We start from the raw sequence: 17,741 nt of genomic DNA on the forward strand, positions 1-17,741 counted from the left end.
AAAAAGCTCATGTTTATTGATACTCATGCTCATATCTACGCCAATACGTATAAAGATGACCAGGAAATGATGTTGAAAAATGCAGCAGCGAATGGTATAAATACGATACTCATGCCGGCTATAGATAGTGAAACCCACCAGGCTATGCTGGACACGGAAGCCGCCCATCCCTGGTGCCTGAGCATGATGGGCATACATCCCTGTTCGGTGAATGAACAATTTGAGGAAGAGTTAAAGATAGCTGAGCAATATTTGGAACAACGGTCTTTTATCGCCATTGGCGAAACCGGGCTGGACTTTTATTGGGACCTTACGCATAAGGAACAACAGTATATCGCATTCCGCCGCCAGATTGAATGGGCACTGCATTATGATGTGCCGGTGGTGATCCATTCCCGCAATGCCAATGATGAATGTATTGAAGTAGTGCGGGAGTACCAGAAAGGAAAATTAAAAGGTGTATTTCATTGTTTTTCCGGCAACCTGGAGCAGGCCAAAGCCATTACCGATATGGGCCTGTACCTGGGTATCGGCGGGGTACTGACTTTTAAGAATGGCGGGCTGGATAAATTTATTACCGACGTGGATATGAGTTATGTAGTGCTGGAAACAGATGCCCCTTACCTGGCCCCCGTGCCCTACCGCGGCAAACGTAATGAACCCGCCTACCTTACCCATGTGGCCCAGAAGCTGGCCGACCTGCATGAGACCAGCCTGCAAAGCATTGCCCATATCACCAGTACCAACGCCAAAAAATTATTTAATTTATAAATTTTTGTCTGTAAAGCAGTACATTTGCTGCCCCATACAGAGAGGTGTCCGAGTGGTTGAAGGAGCACGCCTGGAAAGTGTGTATACGGGAAACCGTATCGAGGGTTCGAATCCCTTCCTCTCTGCAAGTAGTAATACAAAACAAGTTAAAACGCTGCAAAATCATTGATTTGCAGCGTTTTTTCTTTGGGGCAGTATCAAACAAAGACAACAATTCTTATTCCTTCAGTAACCTGTTCAGAAAGTGAGCAAACAGGTCACTGATATTTCACTGAAACCTCTTTTTTGGCAAGTAGTTCAGCAATTGAACATCTTGTTTGCTGCGGATAGTAAAAATAAATTTGTAATCTTTTAAAGTTGCCGCCGATGAACAAAACATTCTGTTACTCTTCTATGTAAAGAAGGCAAAAACAACTGCCAAGGGCACCGCTCCCATTTACCTGCGCATTAGTTTTGAGTTTATAGCCGATGGTTTCACCGTCATACATCGCTATAGCCGTGGGCAGTTGTACCACTACCAGCCCCGTATCTTTTGCTTCGATGATCTCGGTACCGAAAGCAGCCACAAACATTACGGCAACGAGTGCAACGTTATGACCGAGATTCTCCTGACACGTTACGACCTTTTTATAACACGACAGCTACGCACCCACATCACCACCAACCTGTCGGCCAGCGAGCTGGAGCAATACTACGGCAACCGTCTGCGCAGCCGCCTCCGCGAAATGCTCAATCTTGTAGCCTTCGCACCCGGCGCAGCCGATAAGCGGGAATAGAAATTCGTTGCAGGAATATATCTGGCTTCAAAAAAGGATTAAAAGTGTCACGTTATGCGGATAGCAACATCAATATTAACTAAATTTTTGATTTTCATACATTTAGGCATACGCTACAGTTAAATTATTAAGAAATGTATTCAACCTCTTTCAAGTATCTTTGTAGTTCAAATAGTGATAAAGATATGAGGCCCACTACGGTTTTTATAAGTTATAATCCGGGCAACGATTTTGAGCAAACGTTGGCTGTAAGATTGCATACCATCGGTGCAGTGCATGGATTCAATATGCTTATGCCGGATCGTTTTTCAGCTCCGGGGCAAATGAATAACGAAACAGCATACCGTATAAAATCATCCGATTACTTTATTCTGTTCTCTACATCTCCATTAACCAACATAGTGCAGCAGGAGATAAACACCGCCTTTGCGCAATTAAATGATAAATCAAAAATCATCATCATTTACAACAAGGTTAAAAATTTAAAGCACAACGCAAATTGCACAGAAGTATTTATTGATGCCAGTAAAGACTCACCGCAGGTCATACTGGATAAGGTAATTCAGCAGATTCAGAAAAGCCAGGCAGGCATCAAAAACGCACCTGTAAAAAAGGGAGAAGATCCTGCAACAGTTTTAGGTGGTATTTTGCTGATTGGTTTAGGTTTATTGGCATTAGATTCACTATTTAATGGTAAAAAATAACAACCATCACCTTGCATCAGTCAGCAGTAATTGATAACGCTTCGCTTGTTTACCTGAGTCATTTGCACAAACGCAAATCGTTTTTCTATTACCTGCAGAACCTGTTTCACACCATTTATTTTCCTTCGGAAATAGTTAAAGAATATGCCAGGGGTTCGGCCGCAGAGCCTCACAGGGAATGGATTTTACAGCGCTTACATCCCGAGCAGGGCTTTTACAGGCACTGCAACACCTACGATTCCATTGTATTGATGACACTTGAAACACAAAAAGGAATTGATAAAGGAGAAGCAGAAGCATATGCGCAGCTTAAAAAAGTAAACGCACAACTGATTATATCAGACGATAAACCCTTTATTGCTGCGCTAAAACAGCTGGATAGTACCATTAGGGTATATACCACGCTTCACCTCATTTGTTGGCTGGAGCATTTGAAATTTATTCCTGATTGGAATGCGCTCGTAAAAGAATTATGCCAGCTCCGGCCGTTTTCGTCCAAAGATTTAAGAGAAGCATACCTGCAGATTGCCGGGCAATTAGGGTTAGACATTCCTAAAAAAACAGTCAGCTTAAAATGTAGCCTGTCTAAAATCCTATAGGTCTCTTCTTCCAATTTCCCTTTTTAAATTACAGTGTGCTTCTTTGAAATAGCCTGATGTCTGGTCAGGAATTCGGGGAACCGAATAACATGCTCTACACCCCCTCAGTTAATACTGATTACCTTAGAATTGGTCAGGTTATTTTTGTTATATTGCTATTTAACAAATAGAAACCATGAGCGCCACTGCTTACTACGACAATATTCAAAATTACTTATTTGCCTACGCAAACCATATAGCGCACTCAAACTCATTGGGCTTGTCAAATGGGGCTGTTCATGCAGAAAATCTATTTTGCGTACTGTTGAACAAAGCATTTGGTTGGAATCTGATAAATGCAAATGCAGCTGATAAAAATCGGGATAGTATCGATTTAATCGACGAAGAAAGAAAACTAGCAGTTCAGGTCACTTCTAACAAAAAATATACCGATAAGATTAAGAAAACATTATCCACATTTAGAAGCAATCCCGCAAACTCAAGTATTCAGCACCTTATCATTCTGTTCATTTCCCCAAAATGTCCAAAAAGTGTATTGAAAGAAGTACACGATAATGAGTTCATTTACGAAGTCTATGATATCCCCAAACTGCTGAGTAAAATATATTATGAAGCACAGTTACCCGCACAGTTAAAAGAGATAAACCAAATACTGGAAGAGGCAATAGCACCGGTATTGCTTAACTCACCTAATACTGTTAGGGAACGCATTACAGCACCGCCTGCACAGGTGGTAGCTACTAACAAAAGCGGCATTTATATTGAGCGTAAAAAGCTGACCCGGGATATGTTCACATTTGCGCAGGCTGCTAACGGTCTAATCATTGGTGGCCCTGGCGCCGGCAAGAGCTTTACTATTGCAGAACTGCAAAAACTTTGTCACAAAAAGCAGATCCCCTGCTTTGTAATTAGAATCAACGAACTTATAGATGGTACAGACGAAGAAATAAACAAAGAGTTAAGCACCGGTAGTTACTGGTTAAAAGCCCTGACCCAGACACCGTTTCAGGGCAACGATTTTAAAGGATTACTCATCTTTGATGCATTTGATACTGCTAAAGACGAACGGGCAAAAACAAGAATACTCAAGCAAATTAAAGAGGCCATACAGGAGCTTAAAGATAAATGGAATATCCTGGTAAGTGTCAGGATATTCGAAGCCGAAAAATCAACACAGCTACGCGAACTGTTTCCGAAAGAAAATGTAAACGGCCAGCTTAAATGCAGGTCTATAACCATACCAGATTTGTCAGATGAAGAATTTGAGCTGGCTGTTAAGAAGGATAAAAAATTGTATCACGCAATACAAAAATGTACAGCCGAACTAAAAAGCTTTCTTAAAATACCTTACTTCTTAAAGTTGTTGGAAGAAATAATTACCGGTGGTAATGCCTTCAAAACAGAAAACTTGATTCACATTGAAACCGAGCAGCAGCTATTAGCAGCCTTTTGGGAGGCAAAGATAGCCACACAAACCAATAACGATATATTCCTGGACAAGCTAACCTTGGCTTTAATAACAAACGGAAGCCTGTCTTGCTCCAAAAGAGAAGTCCTTACTGAGTCCAACTCAGCCACCTTTGACAACCTTATTAGTTTAGGTATTATTGTCGAAAGCTCAGCCACAAAGCAAAACATCTCTTACAGTCACAACATTCTGTTGGAATATGCAGTAGCCAGATATTTGATACCGGAGAACATAAACGAGCTATTCACCTACCTTGATAAAAACGAGAAACTGCCTTTTCTGTTCCGGCAGAGCTTTATTTACTTCTATAGCAAACTATGGGACCAGGACAGAAGCTTGTTTTGGCAACATTACTTCAGCGTCCGGAAAAAAGAAACACCTTTATTCAGGTTATATCACCAAACCATACTCAACTACATCCTGGGAGGATACTATAAAAGTGAACAAGATCTTTTGCCCGTATTTAATACCTCCGATGCCATCGATAAAGCAAATACAATAAGGAAAATACTGGAAGGAATCAGGTTCATCAGCAAAGAGAAAACACGGCAAAAAGACATACTCTTGTTTGCCGAAATATCAAAGTCCATGCACGAAATATTCTTATGGGAATTTGGATTGCTGATAAACCAGGCCATTAAAGCTATTGCCGCCAACCCGGACAAAATATTGTATGCAGCAATTTCAAAAGCGGCTCTAAACTACATGGCCTTTGTGCTTGAGGCGAGAAAAACCTCATCCTATAAGTCCATGCTTGAAACAAACGGAGCTCATTGGGGAACACTCAACCTCTGTCAAATTATTGGCAGTAATAAACAGGCCGCATCCAGGCAAATAAAACAGATTCTTGAACTCCTCAAAGAGCCCGACTTCCCTTTGAGATTCTTTTATATACTCACTGATAATTTGCAGGCAATTTTTAAAGCGAATAAAAAGCTTGGGTTGCTAATCTATGAAACCTTATATCGTCACTCAGAAAACAATGATACACAAACTATCCTGGGAGGAAGTGTCGTAATCAATTTGCGTAGTACCCGAAGGCAGGACTTTCAAATGATTCATCACAATTTAGAGAAAAGCTATAGCGGGTTAATTCAATTAGACCCGGCATTGGCTATTCCCTTAGGCCTTAAAATTGCCAATCAATACAGCGCTCGCCGGTACTTCCGTGGAGCGCGCAAACCATTCCTTCTAAATATTGGAGGCATACAGGCAAAACTCTATCATGAATATTCCTACTTCGGATCAGACGACGATAGAGAGTTTGGCCCCATGTCTCATGTTCAACACATTTTTAAGTACCTGGAGCAACCCATTCAGGAGAAAAAACATACCGATGCCCGTAAGGTAATGAACATCGTTTTCTCCAATACCGAATCAGGAGTAATCTGGGGCATAGCAATAAAATTTCTCACCCACCATCCGGCCATTTTTAAAAAGCAGGTTATTGGACTATTACACAACCCGGCAATACTTCTGTCCGATGAAACCAACTACGAAGCGGGAGAATTAATAAGGTCTGTTTGGAGTCTCCTCACTACTACTCAAAAGCAGTCACTGGAATCTACCATCGTAAACCTGACAACATCAAAGTTGATTAACGAACCAGAGGCTGTGGCGGATAGAATAAAAAGGTTGTTAAGTTGTATACCAACGAATCAGCTAACGCCTCAGGTTTCTGGCCCTTACATGACAGAAATCAAAACAGTAAAAAACGAGCCACGAAAAACCTCTTCTATACTGCAAGCTCATTACCCGTCCACAGAAGAAAAAATAAAGGACATGGGCGTAAACGCTGCCGATACAAACGAATTTACAGCATACATGCTTATTCAGGCGATTATGCCCTTCAACGATAAGTATGATTACAATAACTCCGACAGTCCGCCACCGGCAGAATATGAGCCACTGATGCTTACTGTGACAGAACTGCTGCAGCTTCGGAAAAAGCACACAACATTTAGCAGAAAGCTGTTGGTTAATTGTGATAACACAATAAGCCGCTTTGCTAAAATCGTAGCAAGAAATAAAGAATTAGATAAGGCCACCAGAACTTTTGTGGAAACAATAGCCCACTACTATATCGGACACAATCTGTATATGGTACCGCAATACCAGGTAGGGAATATTATTGAACGTTTCAATACACATTCTCCCACTCCCAGAACGCAGGCAGCCGAAACCATGGTACAGTTACTAGATGCCGACAGCTCCGGCGCATTAGCTCCCCTGGTACTTCAATTAATGAATGACAACGTGCCGTTTATAAGATTTAAAGCGCTACATGCGGCTAACTACTATTGGGAAAACCACAACTCCGATTTTTGGCACACCCTGAAAGAAAGAGCAGCACAGGAAAAAGACACTTTATGTATTAGGTATCTTATTAGCCGTATTTGCAACAATAATATTGTCAAAGCAGATCAGCAGAAAGTAGAAGAGCTGGCGTTGGTCTTAATGGAAAATTTTAAAAATTCCGGCAGTATTATATTGAAAGATATCTGGGAGAGCTATGTTGTTCTACTTTTAAGGCTTGTTATAAGATACAATAGTCAGGTAGCGGCCGATATTATTCATGCAGAGCTGGGTATTCAGGAATTTGCAAACCAGCTTCTTTTTCAAATTATAAGAAATGTTATTCCTCACGGCGAAAAAAACAACTATGTTGCTGAGCCTGAAAAGAACACCAATCTCATCCATATTGTACATGCCATTATCGCTTTCAGGTTTAAAACCATTGCAGTCAAAGGATGGAATAACGAGAGTGCAAACGACGACTTCACAATTATTGATGGTGTTATTCAAAAACTGTTTTTCTCACTTAGCGATGGTAAAAAATCAGCAGAAGCGCAGGCTAACAAAAATGCTTACTTCAATAAAATAAAGCCCTTACTCAGTTTTATAGTCGATGAATCATTAAAAATCGGTCCCGGATTTATGGTAGCCCATACCGGTTTTTATTTCATGCAGCTCTTAAATTCTATGCTATATACAGATCCTGAGTATGTACTCACACTGTCCTCCGCTATTGTTACCTGTGCTGCTGCCAATGGATTTACGTATGACCAGACCACATTGGGTCAGATTGTACAGCTGACGGAAAAAATCCTCTCAGATCACAAAGAGCTTTTATCTGACAGCAGCCATTTCAAAAGTCTCATTACTATACTTGACCTCTTTGCCAATTCCGGCTGGCAGGAAGCACTGGAGCTAACCTGGAGATTAAGAGACGCTTTCTAACTCCTCAAACAAATACAAATTACCTACGTAGCGGTCAACAATACCCCTCACTTAGCGTTTTCGCGCCCCATACCCCACAATTGTCAAATAAGCATCACAATTCAAAAAAAGGGGTTTTTCCCTTTTTTTGTTCATTAACCTTTTTATAATTTGTACAGGTAAGTGTTTGTAAAACGTGTGTTTTCCCTCGTCTTTTTTTAAAAGGAGGAAATACTTTTACGGACAATTTGCATTAAAAATTGAAACATAAAAAGCGCCATTATTAAAGCCACCATATATGAGTTACAAGATATTTTTAAGCTACTACGAACAGGAGAGGCCGCTTGCCGAATTTGTAAAAAACATGCTCACACGTATATTCAACGATCATGTTGAGGTTTTTTATGATGTTATCAGAGGAGGCGACAACTGGAAAAAAGTAATACAAAATGGTCTCGAAGATTCAGATGCCATCCTCACCATATTAACGCCAAAATATCTCCAAAGGCCCTGGGCATATATAGAGTGGTCTGCCTTTTGGTTAAAAGACAGAACCCGGTTTTTATTACTTACAGATGATGTAGAAGTAAAAGACATTATAGAGCCCATGCTTGAGCGGCAGAGTACCAGAATGTTTAGCAAAGATGACGTAGAAAAGCTGCTTCATACAATCAAGCGAGAGTCAGGTTATGATGCTTACACAGATATTGATATTGTCAGCGAGTTTTCAAATACATTGAAAGCTATTTATGAAAAACTACTGAGCGACGAGGAGCGCCAGAAGTACTCCATATATAAAAATGCATCCCGCCTGTTGCCAAACGACGATTTTAAAAAAGTAGAGATCTTCTGGTATTTCTATGAAAACGAATCAGATAAAAGTACGGCAGCAGAAGTATTCAGGAACATAAAAGACAACTCCATCAAAGGCAATCTTTTGAATATGCTTTTTGACAGAAGTGATCTCGGGTTTATCGAAACTATTTATGAGGCAGTGGAACTTAGAGAGAACCTCCTGCCTTTAATAAAAAGCCTTGTAGACAACGATCATGAAAATTCCGAACTGGTAGAAAAGATGCTTTCCTATATCGCTTCCAGTCAAACCTCTTTGCGTCATTTTTGCGAGTACCTCGTAAAAAACAGAAGAGTAGACAATAAAGCACTACTAAACGCTATCCCGTTATTTTCTAACAGGGCAGAGCTGCGTAGATTGGGCGAAGCCCTGGTTGATAATTTATATGTCAGAGACAAGGTTTTCGATAAAGTAGTACAGCATTTTTATGGTCACAATCATGCAGAGCTGCAAAAACTATTGAAATATGTAATAAACGGCGAACAGTACAACAGAGAAGAAATGATAGAGCAAGTAGTAAAGCTTGCAGCCAACAACCAGCGCGAGGCAGGAAAGGTACTTGAAGAATTAATCACTAAAGACTTGGAGGCAGTACGATATATTGTTTATACACTGAAGGCAATTACTAACCCGGAAGTATTAGCAAAAATAGAAGCTTTAATCAAACAAGCTGGCAATTCTTAACGCGCTAAAATCATTACTCATGAAGTACAAATATCAATTGGTGTTACTTGGGGAAAACGATGACCTGTTCAATAAAATAAAGAAAGAGCTCAGCAATAAATTCGATGAACTCAAACTAATACAGGATCTGCTCAAAATAATCACCAAACACAACATAAGTGAATATACTGGTGCCGAGCCGGCTTATGTTATTTACTCCGGGCATAAAGATCACCTGGATGCAGAAACAGAGCATATCCTCAAAAGTCAAAAAGCTGATGGCAATGCCATCCTACCCGTTTATATAAAAGAGTTTTCTGAAGAAATGCCCGACCTGCTGACCAATCAAAATGGCCTAAAGCTGGACGACAATATAAAGAAGATATGCAACCTCATTTTAGAAGCTTTTGAATTATTAAGAAAGACAAGGAAAATATTTATTTCCTATAAAAGGAGCGAATCCAGCAACGTAGCCATTCAGCTATACGAAGCTTTGGAACAAAACAACTTTGATGTATTCCTCGATACCCATGCTGTAGATAAGGGTGATGAATTTCAGGAAGAACTATGGCATCGGATGACCGACTGCGATGTAATACTCATGCTCAATACAGAAAAATTTCTCGAAAGCCAATGGTGCAGCCAGGAGTTAGAAAAGGCCCACCTGAAAAGAATCGGTATAGTTCACCTCATTTGGCCCGGTTGTCCCTTCAATGATTTTGCCCACCTTGCTTTTTCAAAACAACTTACCGAATCCGATTTTGATAAATTACCGCATACCGGCGCCACGGGAGGCAAGCTGAACCCTGGCGTCATTACCGATGTCATCAACCTTATCGAAGGCACAAGAGCCCGCAATTTGGCTTCCAGGCAAGATGCCCTTATTACAGAGTTTACCAGGGCGGCATACAACAATAAAATAGAAGTAAACCTGCAATATAGCAGGTATATTACCCAGGATGTAAGCAGCGGCAAGCGGATAGTATATATACCTACTATAGGCATCCCGCAGTCTGTCAATTGCCATAGCTCAGAAAAACTGATCTCCAAGATTGAGAAAAATAAAATAGAGTCAATTCACCTGATTTTTGACGAAATGTCGGTAAGAGACCGCTGGCTGGAACACCTTGACTGGCTAAACAAATATTTGAATATCCAGACCATAAAAAAGCAAAAATTCAACGACTGGTTCTCTAAATTTTAATCAATGAAAAATATTTTTTTATCGGCCAGTATTCCCATTCCCGATCGTGATAAAAAATATTACGATACAGCTGATATCATAGCTATCCGGGATGCTGTAATAGCACTAACTACTATCTTATTGCCACATCACCGGCTTATATGGGGTGGTCATCCGTCTATTACACCTCTTATTTATTATGTTATCGAAAGGACAATCATTAATAAGCTGGAAAGGACCGATTGGGATATACGCTTATCCGAGGAAGAGTGCGAAATCGTCAAAAGCGAGCTCAAATCAAAAGTGCAAAACCACGTTACCCTTTATCAATCGCTTTACTTCAAAGAAATCTTTCCGGAAGACAACAATAAATTCGAAAACATTGTATTTACCCCTAGCACAGGAGACAAGCTGGATAGTATCCGGCTTATGCGGCAAAATATGTTAAGCGAAAATCAGTTTTCCGCCGCTGTTTTTATTGGTGGTATGGATGGCATAGAGGCAGAGTTCAACATGTTTAGAGAGCAGCAGCCTGATGCACTGTTACTCCCTATAGCCAGCACCGGAGCGGCGACCAGGATTGTTTACAATAATTTACTTCAAGAAAAGTACCAGGACGAAAGACTCGTAAAAGACTACGGATATATGAGCCTGTTTCAAAAACTATTAATCGAAAAAATATAAAATGGCAAAGCGACAAATTTTTTACAGTTTCCATTACGACAACGATGTGTTCCGGGTGCAGCAAATACGCAATATTGGAGCACTGGAGGAGAATCAGCCGGTTAGTATCAATGATTGGGAGAAGGTAAAGCAGGGCGGTCCCCGGGCCATTGAGCAGTGGATAGATAGTAACCTGAAAGGTAAAAGTTGTTTAATTGTTTTAATTGGTACAGAAACCTATAGCAGACCTTGGGTAAAGTATGAAATTGAAAAAGCTTGGCGGGATGGAAAAGGGGTATTGGGCGTATATATCCATAACATCAACTGCATGAAAAATGGGAGATGCAACCAGGGCCTCAACCCCTTTGAATACACGTATACTCCCGGGGGAGTTAAGCTATCAGGTTTGGTAAGAACGTATAATCCGGCCGCGGGCAATGCCTATAGCAATATTGCGGATAACCTTGAACAATGGGTAGAAACAGCAATAAATGATAGATAGCTCATGCCAAGACATACCTTTTTCAGTTTTTCTTATGAAGACGTAAAAAACTTTAAAGTAAACGTTGTTCGCAAAAGCGGGCTCTTTAAAAACAGCCCTGAAGCATTTATAGATGGCTCCATCTGGGAAACAGAGAAGAGCAAAGGAGCTGCTGTAATCAAAGCACTGATTGAATCCGGGCTTAACCAAACATCCGTTACCGCTGTACTCATAGGCGACGATACCGCCGACAGAAGATGGGTCAAATATGAAATAGTCAAGAGTTTTGAAAAAGGTAATGGCATTTTAGGTATTCACCTCAATCGTATTCGTGACAATAAACAAGCTATCACTTCAAGAGGTACCAATCCATTGGAACGCCTCGCTTTTCAAATTTCAGAAGATGGCAGAAAGATTCGTTTCCTGGAGTTAGTGAATAGAAAATGGCGTGTGTTTGAAGATTTGCCGGAGATCAATAACAAAAAAACAAACACCCTTTACTTTCAAAATAGCTTTTGCGAAAAAGTGAATTTGGGCAAAACTTTCGTTTTTCGGATAAGTTTAATACCTACTGCTGGTTTTTTGACCAGGGGTACAACAACTTTCCTGCCTGGGCAAATCAGGCAGCAATACAAGCAGGCAGATAGTTATAGATTATTTATGCATTGACTCCACTTAAGTGCATAAATCCTGCTCGTTAATTTATAGGCAACAATATTATTTGATAAACTTAAACCTCACAGTAGTATGACAAAAAGCGTAACTCAGGAAGAAGTTAAAATTGCTTTTTCAAAACTTCAGGCCAATGTGTATTTTGACAATTACGACCTTATTTTAAGACAAAGAGTAGCTATTTATAAAAAAAGGTTGAATTCTAATATCACTAGTTTCATAGCAGAGAGCCGATCAAATAACGCATTTGGCAGTGTTTTAGGCAAAATGGATTTTTCAATTTTACCAAAGAAAGTTAAACCCCGGCATCTCAACTTTCATTCTAACTACTATACCAATAAGATATCATCTGCCAAAACCGAAATAGCAAGACCAAATGTTCATTGTGATTTTCCGATTGAGCTACATTTAATTGCTACAATTTGGCTAATGCGATACGGCGCTTACCTGGAAGGTTTAGTACCGGCCACTTCATTTGGAAACAGGCTTGCTATTGATCAAAGCACCAATAAAACTGAAGGAAGATCCTTATTCAAACCATATTTTAAACAATTTCAAAATTGGTGGTCTTTAGCAATAAAAGCTACTAAAAATGCCCTAAATAAAGAGCAGAGTGTTACAATATTGAACTTTGATTTAAAATATTTTTATCATGAAGTAAGGTTCGATTTTGATAAACTTGAAAGTACACTGCTTAAAAAATTCCCTGAAATAGAGAACGATGTGATTCACATTGTCCTTAAAAAAATTCATATTAAATATAGAGGTCTTTTAAAAGTAGTCAAACCAAACCTGTCAATTGAAGAAGATAACATTGTCCCCCTCCCTATAGGATTATTTACCTCTCATGTTTTGGCAAACTTTCATTTAAGATCATTAGATCGTTACATTAATAGAGAATTCACCCCGCTATATTATGGACGGTATGTAGATGACGTATTAATAGTACTTAAAAATACAGTACTAGATGAACAACTGATCAATAATGAAGCGCCAAAACAAGGCAATAAAGATGAAATTATTAAAGAATATCTTAAAACTCAATTCCCAAACCTCTTCTCAGTTCCTGAAGACTCACAACCCATTACATTTAAGATTGCGAGCCTAAAGAATCTAAGGCTCAATATGGATAAGTTATTTATCTACCAGTTTGACCACGATCATAGTCCCAACCTAATTGAAAAATTTGTTGAAGAACAAAAAGAGAGAAGCAGCATGTTCCGGTTCTTATCGGATGAAGAAGATGAATCTTTTGACGATTTTGAAAGCCAGACCTTCGAATCAAATTTCGACAATGTAGACCTGAACAAAGCACGGTTTAAAAACCTGGAGGATAATAAGTACAAATTGTCCACTTTTTTAAGCAAACTAATCAAAAGGCGTATTCAAAGAGGTGCCCTGTATAAAGAGGCCGAAATTGATAAAATAGGAAAATTTTTCAAAGGCGGGTACCTGATAGAGCATTACTTCTTTTGGGAAAAACTATTTACCCTGTTGGTAGTATACAAAAGGATGGATGAGCTTTCTGATTTGGCAAAAGAAATTCTTGATGAAATAGAATCGATACAAATATCTGAATCAAATAATGAGCAGGATTTCAACATCACTGCAGACGATTATAAAATCTCCCTTCGCCTGCACTTTGAAAATGCCTTGGCTATGTCTATAGGATTAGACCTGAATATGTTGCGAAAAAATCCATCATTAGTTAGAACTTTAAAAACGATACTTCCAAGTATTGAAAAAAAGAAAGCTGAAAATAGCTATCACTCAACAGCTGATTATTTGGAAGTTAAATACACGGTATTTCGAGACACTGGTTTACTAAGAGGGGGTTTTGTTTACTATCCCTTATTTCAGTTTACAAAATTCGCATTTGATTATAATGTTGACTTAACAAGTCCTGAATCTATTTTTGGGATATTGAAGACAGAAGAGGATATCACTAAGTCATTTGGTATTCGGAGAATAGATTTTATACCCTTCCGAATTAAATTTTGGCAGGCTGCGATTCTAACTTATTATAAAAACCTACTTGAATGCGAGAATCAAACAGATAAAAAATGGTTTACTGATAAATTTTCTTCGCACGAACTGCTGAATACTGCATTCGATTTATTTTATGAAATCAACAAACCCAGTGTACCTAAAGAGTTGCTCAAAGATGAATATTTTCAAACGCTAAAAACAGATATCCAAGAAGACGCAAAATTAGTTATACCTGAAAAAAGAGAGCACAATTACTATATTCAAGAGATATATACGCCAAACGGAGGACAGAGTCAGGACACATACCGTGTTGCACTTATCAATAAATATGTCGATGCTAAAGAATATTTGTCAAGCCTTAATGGAAACCCTGTTGTTGATTCAGAAAAAATGGAAATTTTCGACAGGATACTGGATGAAGTATCCGGTATTAAGAAATGTGACCTTTTTGTAATGCCGGAACTATCGTTACCACACCGTTTAATAGCGAGATATACTGACCAGGTTGCCAGGAATCAAATTGCTTATATTACCGGCATTGAGCATCTAAAAATCAGGAATATTGGGTTTAATTTCCTGTTTACAGTATTACCTATCAACATTGCAGGAGACAAAGATGCAATTCCCGTATTAAGACTTAAAAATCATTACGCTCCTATTGAGGAAGACTGTATTTGGGACGAAAAGGAGCGTGGCGAAAAAATGGCCGTTCCCAAACCCCGTCCTTATAGATACGACCTTTTTGAATGGCGGGGATTCTATTTTTCCTCATATTATTGCTATGAATTAGCAGATGTATTTCACCGGTCTATTTTCTTTTCTCAAGTCGATGCTATAATTGCCCCGGTTTGGAATGCCGACACCCATTACTACAATAGTATCATTGATGCCGCTACCAGGGACATGCACAACTACTTTATAATAGTCAATACTGCACAATACGGATTTTCAAAAATAGCTCGTCCGCAGGATCATGTTAACAAGGAAAAGGTAATTGTAAAAGGGGGGACAGAGCGTGACTATAATTTTACAATACTGGTAGGCGATTTAAAGATTAAAGATTTACGGAATTTTCAAAAACTAACCCATGATCAGCAGCGGGAAGGAAAGAAAGAGGCAAAAAGAACAGGAGTCTATCCCCCCGAATTAAAATTTAAAGCTACACCACCTGATTTCCCTCCTGAAAATGTAGAGACAAGAGAAAACAATGACAGATTTTATATCGACTACATTTAAGCTTATGTACTTCAAAGCCGCAAAGATCCTCTGTCTTTGCGGCTTTGTATAAAAAATTAACTACAAATTACCTCTGCTCAATCAGCCGTTCCAGCCTCGCCATCATCTCATCCTTTTCCTTTAGCATACGTTCATACAAAGCAATCTTTTCTTCGTGCAGTTGAGCTAATTTTTCAATAGGGCGGAAGGTTGGATTTTCATTTCTTTGAAATCCTATACCATAGTCGCCAAAGGTATTCGCAATCACATTAACTGCCTGCTCCTCATCAAAATTCTGAATGGCCTCTACCGGTATTTTAAGAATGGCAGCCACCTGGTGCAGGATGTTGCTTTCAATAGTCTCCTTTTGCTCCAGCAGCGATACCTTTTGCTGGTTCCAGTCATCACCCAGCTCATAAGCCAGCGCATCCTGCTTTATGCCCAGCATTTCGCGGAAGCGTTTTACATTGCGGCCTTAGTGTATCTTATTGTTGCGGGTTGTAGTATGCGTCATAAAGCAAATGTAATTTTTAAAACTCATGTAAATTACAAATTAATCGGGTAACATACCCGCAACTTATATGTATTAACGCATGAGCCGCAAAGTGCCCGGTGCCGTTTGTAAACCTTCAGTACTAGGGTATGGAGTAAGGGAAACGGCATCTTCCTCGCCGTCATGCCTCCGGAGGCTGTCGCACATAGCCCACGCTTCGCCGGTAAAAAGGTGTTCGTCACTTGTCGTCAGCAAGCAGCCCGCCAAACCATTGCACCACGTTCGTAGCCTGGCAACTGCTTCATGGCCGGGTACCCTGCCTCCGCACCTGGCTCATCACTTTGCACCCGGCCATTCGCAAGCCGGCGCTACTATACTCACCGGGTTCCATTATGCTCCGCTACGTCATGCATTCGCTTCATTAGTGTACAGTCCACCTGCTGCCCATAATTTTGCTCGCCGGCTGGCCCACTGCGGCTGCGTTCGCCTTGCGCCTGCTAATTGCTCATTCGTGCCTCATATCGCAAAGCACCGCTAAGGCTTACTTGTATAGTTCAGCCGCCGCCCCAGTGCCTGTCAGTGGCCAGCGCACCGGTGGCTTCCTATGGAGCCTTCCACCGTGCTTCCTGCGTCAGCCCTTTACTGTCCGGCCCCTTCGTGGGCGCTCGCAGGCCCGTCCGCTCGTACCTCACTCCCTGGCCTTCATGGCTCGCTACGCTTCCACGCTCATTGCGGGCAGGTGTGCTGCAAGGCTAACGCTTCTTTTTTGCCGCAGGCGCTTTTACCGGCAGCAAGGCAATAGAGATTGAGAACTACTTATTATTTTAGTAGATATTTATATCTTGAAATTATTCATCACATGATTGACTTATTTAACACCATCATTAAGGAAGAAAAGCTACATCGGAACTTCAAAAAAGTTCGTGATGATTTTTGGGGCTATGAACCAGCCCGGAAAACTTTGAATGAAGTCTATAACTCAATAACCGACATAGACCCTGATTTCTTGAAACAATTTCAGGGAGAAGGATTTGACGCTCGGATATGGGAGCTTTATTTAGCCGCAACTTTTCAAGACCTACAATTCAAAATCCATCGGAATTATGCCAGACCTGACTTTGAACTAGAAAAAGACAACAAGAAAATATTTGTCGAGGCAGTGACCTCCAATCCTGGTACCGATGATGAGCTAAAAGATAAGACAGACATTTTTGCCGATTTAAACGAAAAAAATATCATGCAATTTATCTATGATTTGAGAGAGAAAAGCATGGTAAAGCTCGCCGGTGCTCTATATAACAAATTGAAAAAAGAATATTGGAATCTGGAATGGGTTAAAAACAATCCATTAATACTCGCAGTAGAGCCCTTTCATCATAGCATGGCTCATTTGTTATCAGATAGCAACTTAAACGAGTATCTGTATGGGGTTAAATACTTCCACCATTACGATGAAAAAGGAAACTTGCAAGTCCAAGCAAGAACAGTAATCGAATATCAGATTGGAAATAAAATAATTCCGGCTAATTTCTTCAAACAACCCAATGCTGAGTTTATTAGTGCTGTAGTTTTTAGTAACTCCGGTACAATTGCAAAGTTCAACAGAATGGGTAAACTGAAAGGTTATGGCGACTCCAATATAAAAATGATCCGTATTGGCAATCAACATTTGCACGATCCAAATGCCACAGACCCATTACTCTTTAAGTATACCGTTGGAGAAAATGGCCCCATGGAATCATGGGCACAGGGAATATCTATGTATCATAACCCTCAGGCAATACATCCCATAGAGCGCAAACTATTTCCCGATATTTTACATGGATATTTCGATACACATTTTTATGCCCATGTTCCACCATTTTATCCTTACCAATCCGAAACGCATGTAATAATCCCCGAAGAATACAAAGACAAAAAGAAAAGCTAACGGCAGGTATTTTTCTTACACTACTTTGCTCAACTTCTTGGTATAAAAAACCACAACAGCTC

Annotated in this window: 14 protein-coding genes and 1 tRNA gene; 13 read left to right on the forward strand and 2 right to left on the reverse strand. The window is 40.0% G+C overall.

The features are described from left to right. Nucleotides 1-9 precede the first annotated feature (9 nt). The gene (locus tag ACFS6H_RS00175) at nucleotides 10-771 is read left to right on the forward strand and encodes a TatD family hydrolase (protein ID WP_386093611.1); all 762 of its coding nucleotides are present in this window, start codon (nucleotides 10-12) and stop codon (nucleotides 769-771) included. Nucleotides 772-809: 38 nt separating this feature from the next. Then, nucleotides 810-896: transfer RNA gene (locus ACFS6H_RS00180), tRNA-Ser, on the forward strand. Between the two features lie 258 nt (nucleotides 897-1,154). Here ACFS6H_RS00180 and ACFS6H_RS00185 read toward each other — a convergent pair. Beyond that, entirely contained in the window at nucleotides 1,155-1,343 is a 189-nt protein-coding gene (locus tag ACFS6H_RS00185) for a hypothetical protein (RefSeq protein WP_386093613.1), read from the reverse strand. A gap of 21 nt (nucleotides 1,344-1,364) precedes the next feature. On the opposite strand from ACFS6H_RS00185, the gene ACFS6H_RS00190 reads away from it, so the two are divergent. From ACFS6H_RS00190 to ACFS6H_RS00235, 10 genes are all read left to right on the forward strand, one after another. After that, the gene (locus ACFS6H_RS00190; protein WP_386093616.1) at nucleotides 1,365-1,547 is read left to right on the forward strand and encodes a hypothetical protein; all 183 of its coding nucleotides are present in this window, start codon (nucleotides 1,365-1,367) and stop codon (nucleotides 1,545-1,547) included. Nucleotides 1,548-1,681: 134 nt separating this feature from the next. Next, nucleotides 1,682-2,251 carry a hypothetical protein gene (locus ACFS6H_RS00195; protein WP_386093619.1) on the forward strand — a complete coding sequence of 190 codons (570 nt, stop codon included), beginning with the start codon at nucleotides 1,682-1,684 and terminating at the stop codon, nucleotides 2,249-2,251. Nucleotides 2,252-2,262: 11 nt separating this feature from the next. Continuing rightward, on the forward strand, nucleotides 2,263-2,850 hold the full coding sequence (locus ACFS6H_RS00200; RefSeq protein WP_386093622.1) for a hypothetical protein: 588 nt from the start codon (nucleotides 2,263-2,265) through the stop codon (nucleotides 2,848-2,850). A gap of 175 nt (nucleotides 2,851-3,025) precedes the next feature. Beyond that, on the forward strand, nucleotides 3,026-7,558 hold the full coding sequence (locus ACFS6H_RS00205) for an SMEK domain-containing protein (RefSeq protein ID WP_386093625.1): 4,533 nt from the start codon (nucleotides 3,026-3,028) through the stop codon (nucleotides 7,556-7,558). Nucleotides 7,559-7,835: 277 nt separating this feature from the next. Next, entirely contained in the window at nucleotides 7,836-9,074 is a 1,239-nt protein-coding gene (locus ACFS6H_RS00210; RefSeq protein WP_386093628.1) for a toll/interleukin-1 receptor domain-containing protein, read from the forward strand. A gap of 19 nt (nucleotides 9,075-9,093) precedes the next feature. Then, nucleotides 9,094-10,257, forward strand: a complete 1,164-nt coding sequence (locus ACFS6H_RS00215; protein WP_386093631.1) for a toll/interleukin-1 receptor domain-containing protein — start codon at nucleotides 9,094-9,096, stop codon at nucleotides 10,255-10,257. A 3-nt stretch (nucleotides 10,258-10,260) separates the two neighbouring features. Further along, nucleotides 10,261-10,920 (forward strand): SLOG domain-containing protein, encoded by a 660-nt coding sequence (locus ACFS6H_RS00220; RefSeq protein ID WP_386093634.1) that lies wholly within the window; start codon nucleotides 10,261-10,263, stop codon nucleotides 10,918-10,920. Between the two features lies 1 nt (nucleotide 10,921). Beyond that, complete coding sequence (locus ACFS6H_RS00225) at nucleotides 10,922-11,401, forward strand: TIR domain-containing protein (RefSeq protein ID WP_386093637.1); 480 nt, start codon at nucleotides 10,922-10,924, stop codon at nucleotides 11,399-11,401. Nucleotides 11,402-11,404: 3 nt separating this feature from the next. After that, nucleotides 11,405-12,049 (forward strand): TIR domain-containing protein, encoded by a 645-nt coding sequence (locus ACFS6H_RS00230; RefSeq protein ID WP_386093640.1) that lies wholly within the window; start codon nucleotides 11,405-11,407, stop codon nucleotides 12,047-12,049. A gap of 78 nt (nucleotides 12,050-12,127) precedes the next feature. Then, entirely contained in the window at nucleotides 12,128-15,277 is a 3,150-nt protein-coding gene (locus ACFS6H_RS00235) for a hypothetical protein (protein WP_386093642.1), read from the forward strand. A 67-nt stretch (nucleotides 15,278-15,344) separates the two neighbouring features. On the opposite strand, the gene ACFS6H_RS00240 is transcribed toward ACFS6H_RS00235, so the two are convergent. Further along, nucleotides 15,345-15,704, reverse strand: a complete 360-nt coding sequence (locus ACFS6H_RS00240; protein WP_386093645.1) for an XRE family transcriptional regulator — start codon at nucleotides 15,702-15,704, stop codon at nucleotides 15,345-15,347. A gap of 904 nt (nucleotides 15,705-16,608) precedes the next feature. Here ACFS6H_RS00240 and ACFS6H_RS00245 point away from each other — a divergent pair. Beyond that, nucleotides 16,609-17,679: a hypothetical protein gene (locus ACFS6H_RS00245; protein WP_386093648.1), complete on the forward strand. Its 1,071-nt coding sequence runs from the start codon at nucleotides 16,609-16,611 to the stop codon at nucleotides 17,677-17,679. The last annotated feature ends 62 nt before the right edge of the window (nucleotides 17,680-17,741 follow it).

Origin of the sequence: Terrimonas rubra, assembly GCF_042686025.1 — a bacterium.
Taxonomy (GTDB): Bacteria; Bacteroidota; Bacteroidia; order Chitinophagales; family Chitinophagaceae; genus Terrimonas; species Terrimonas rubra.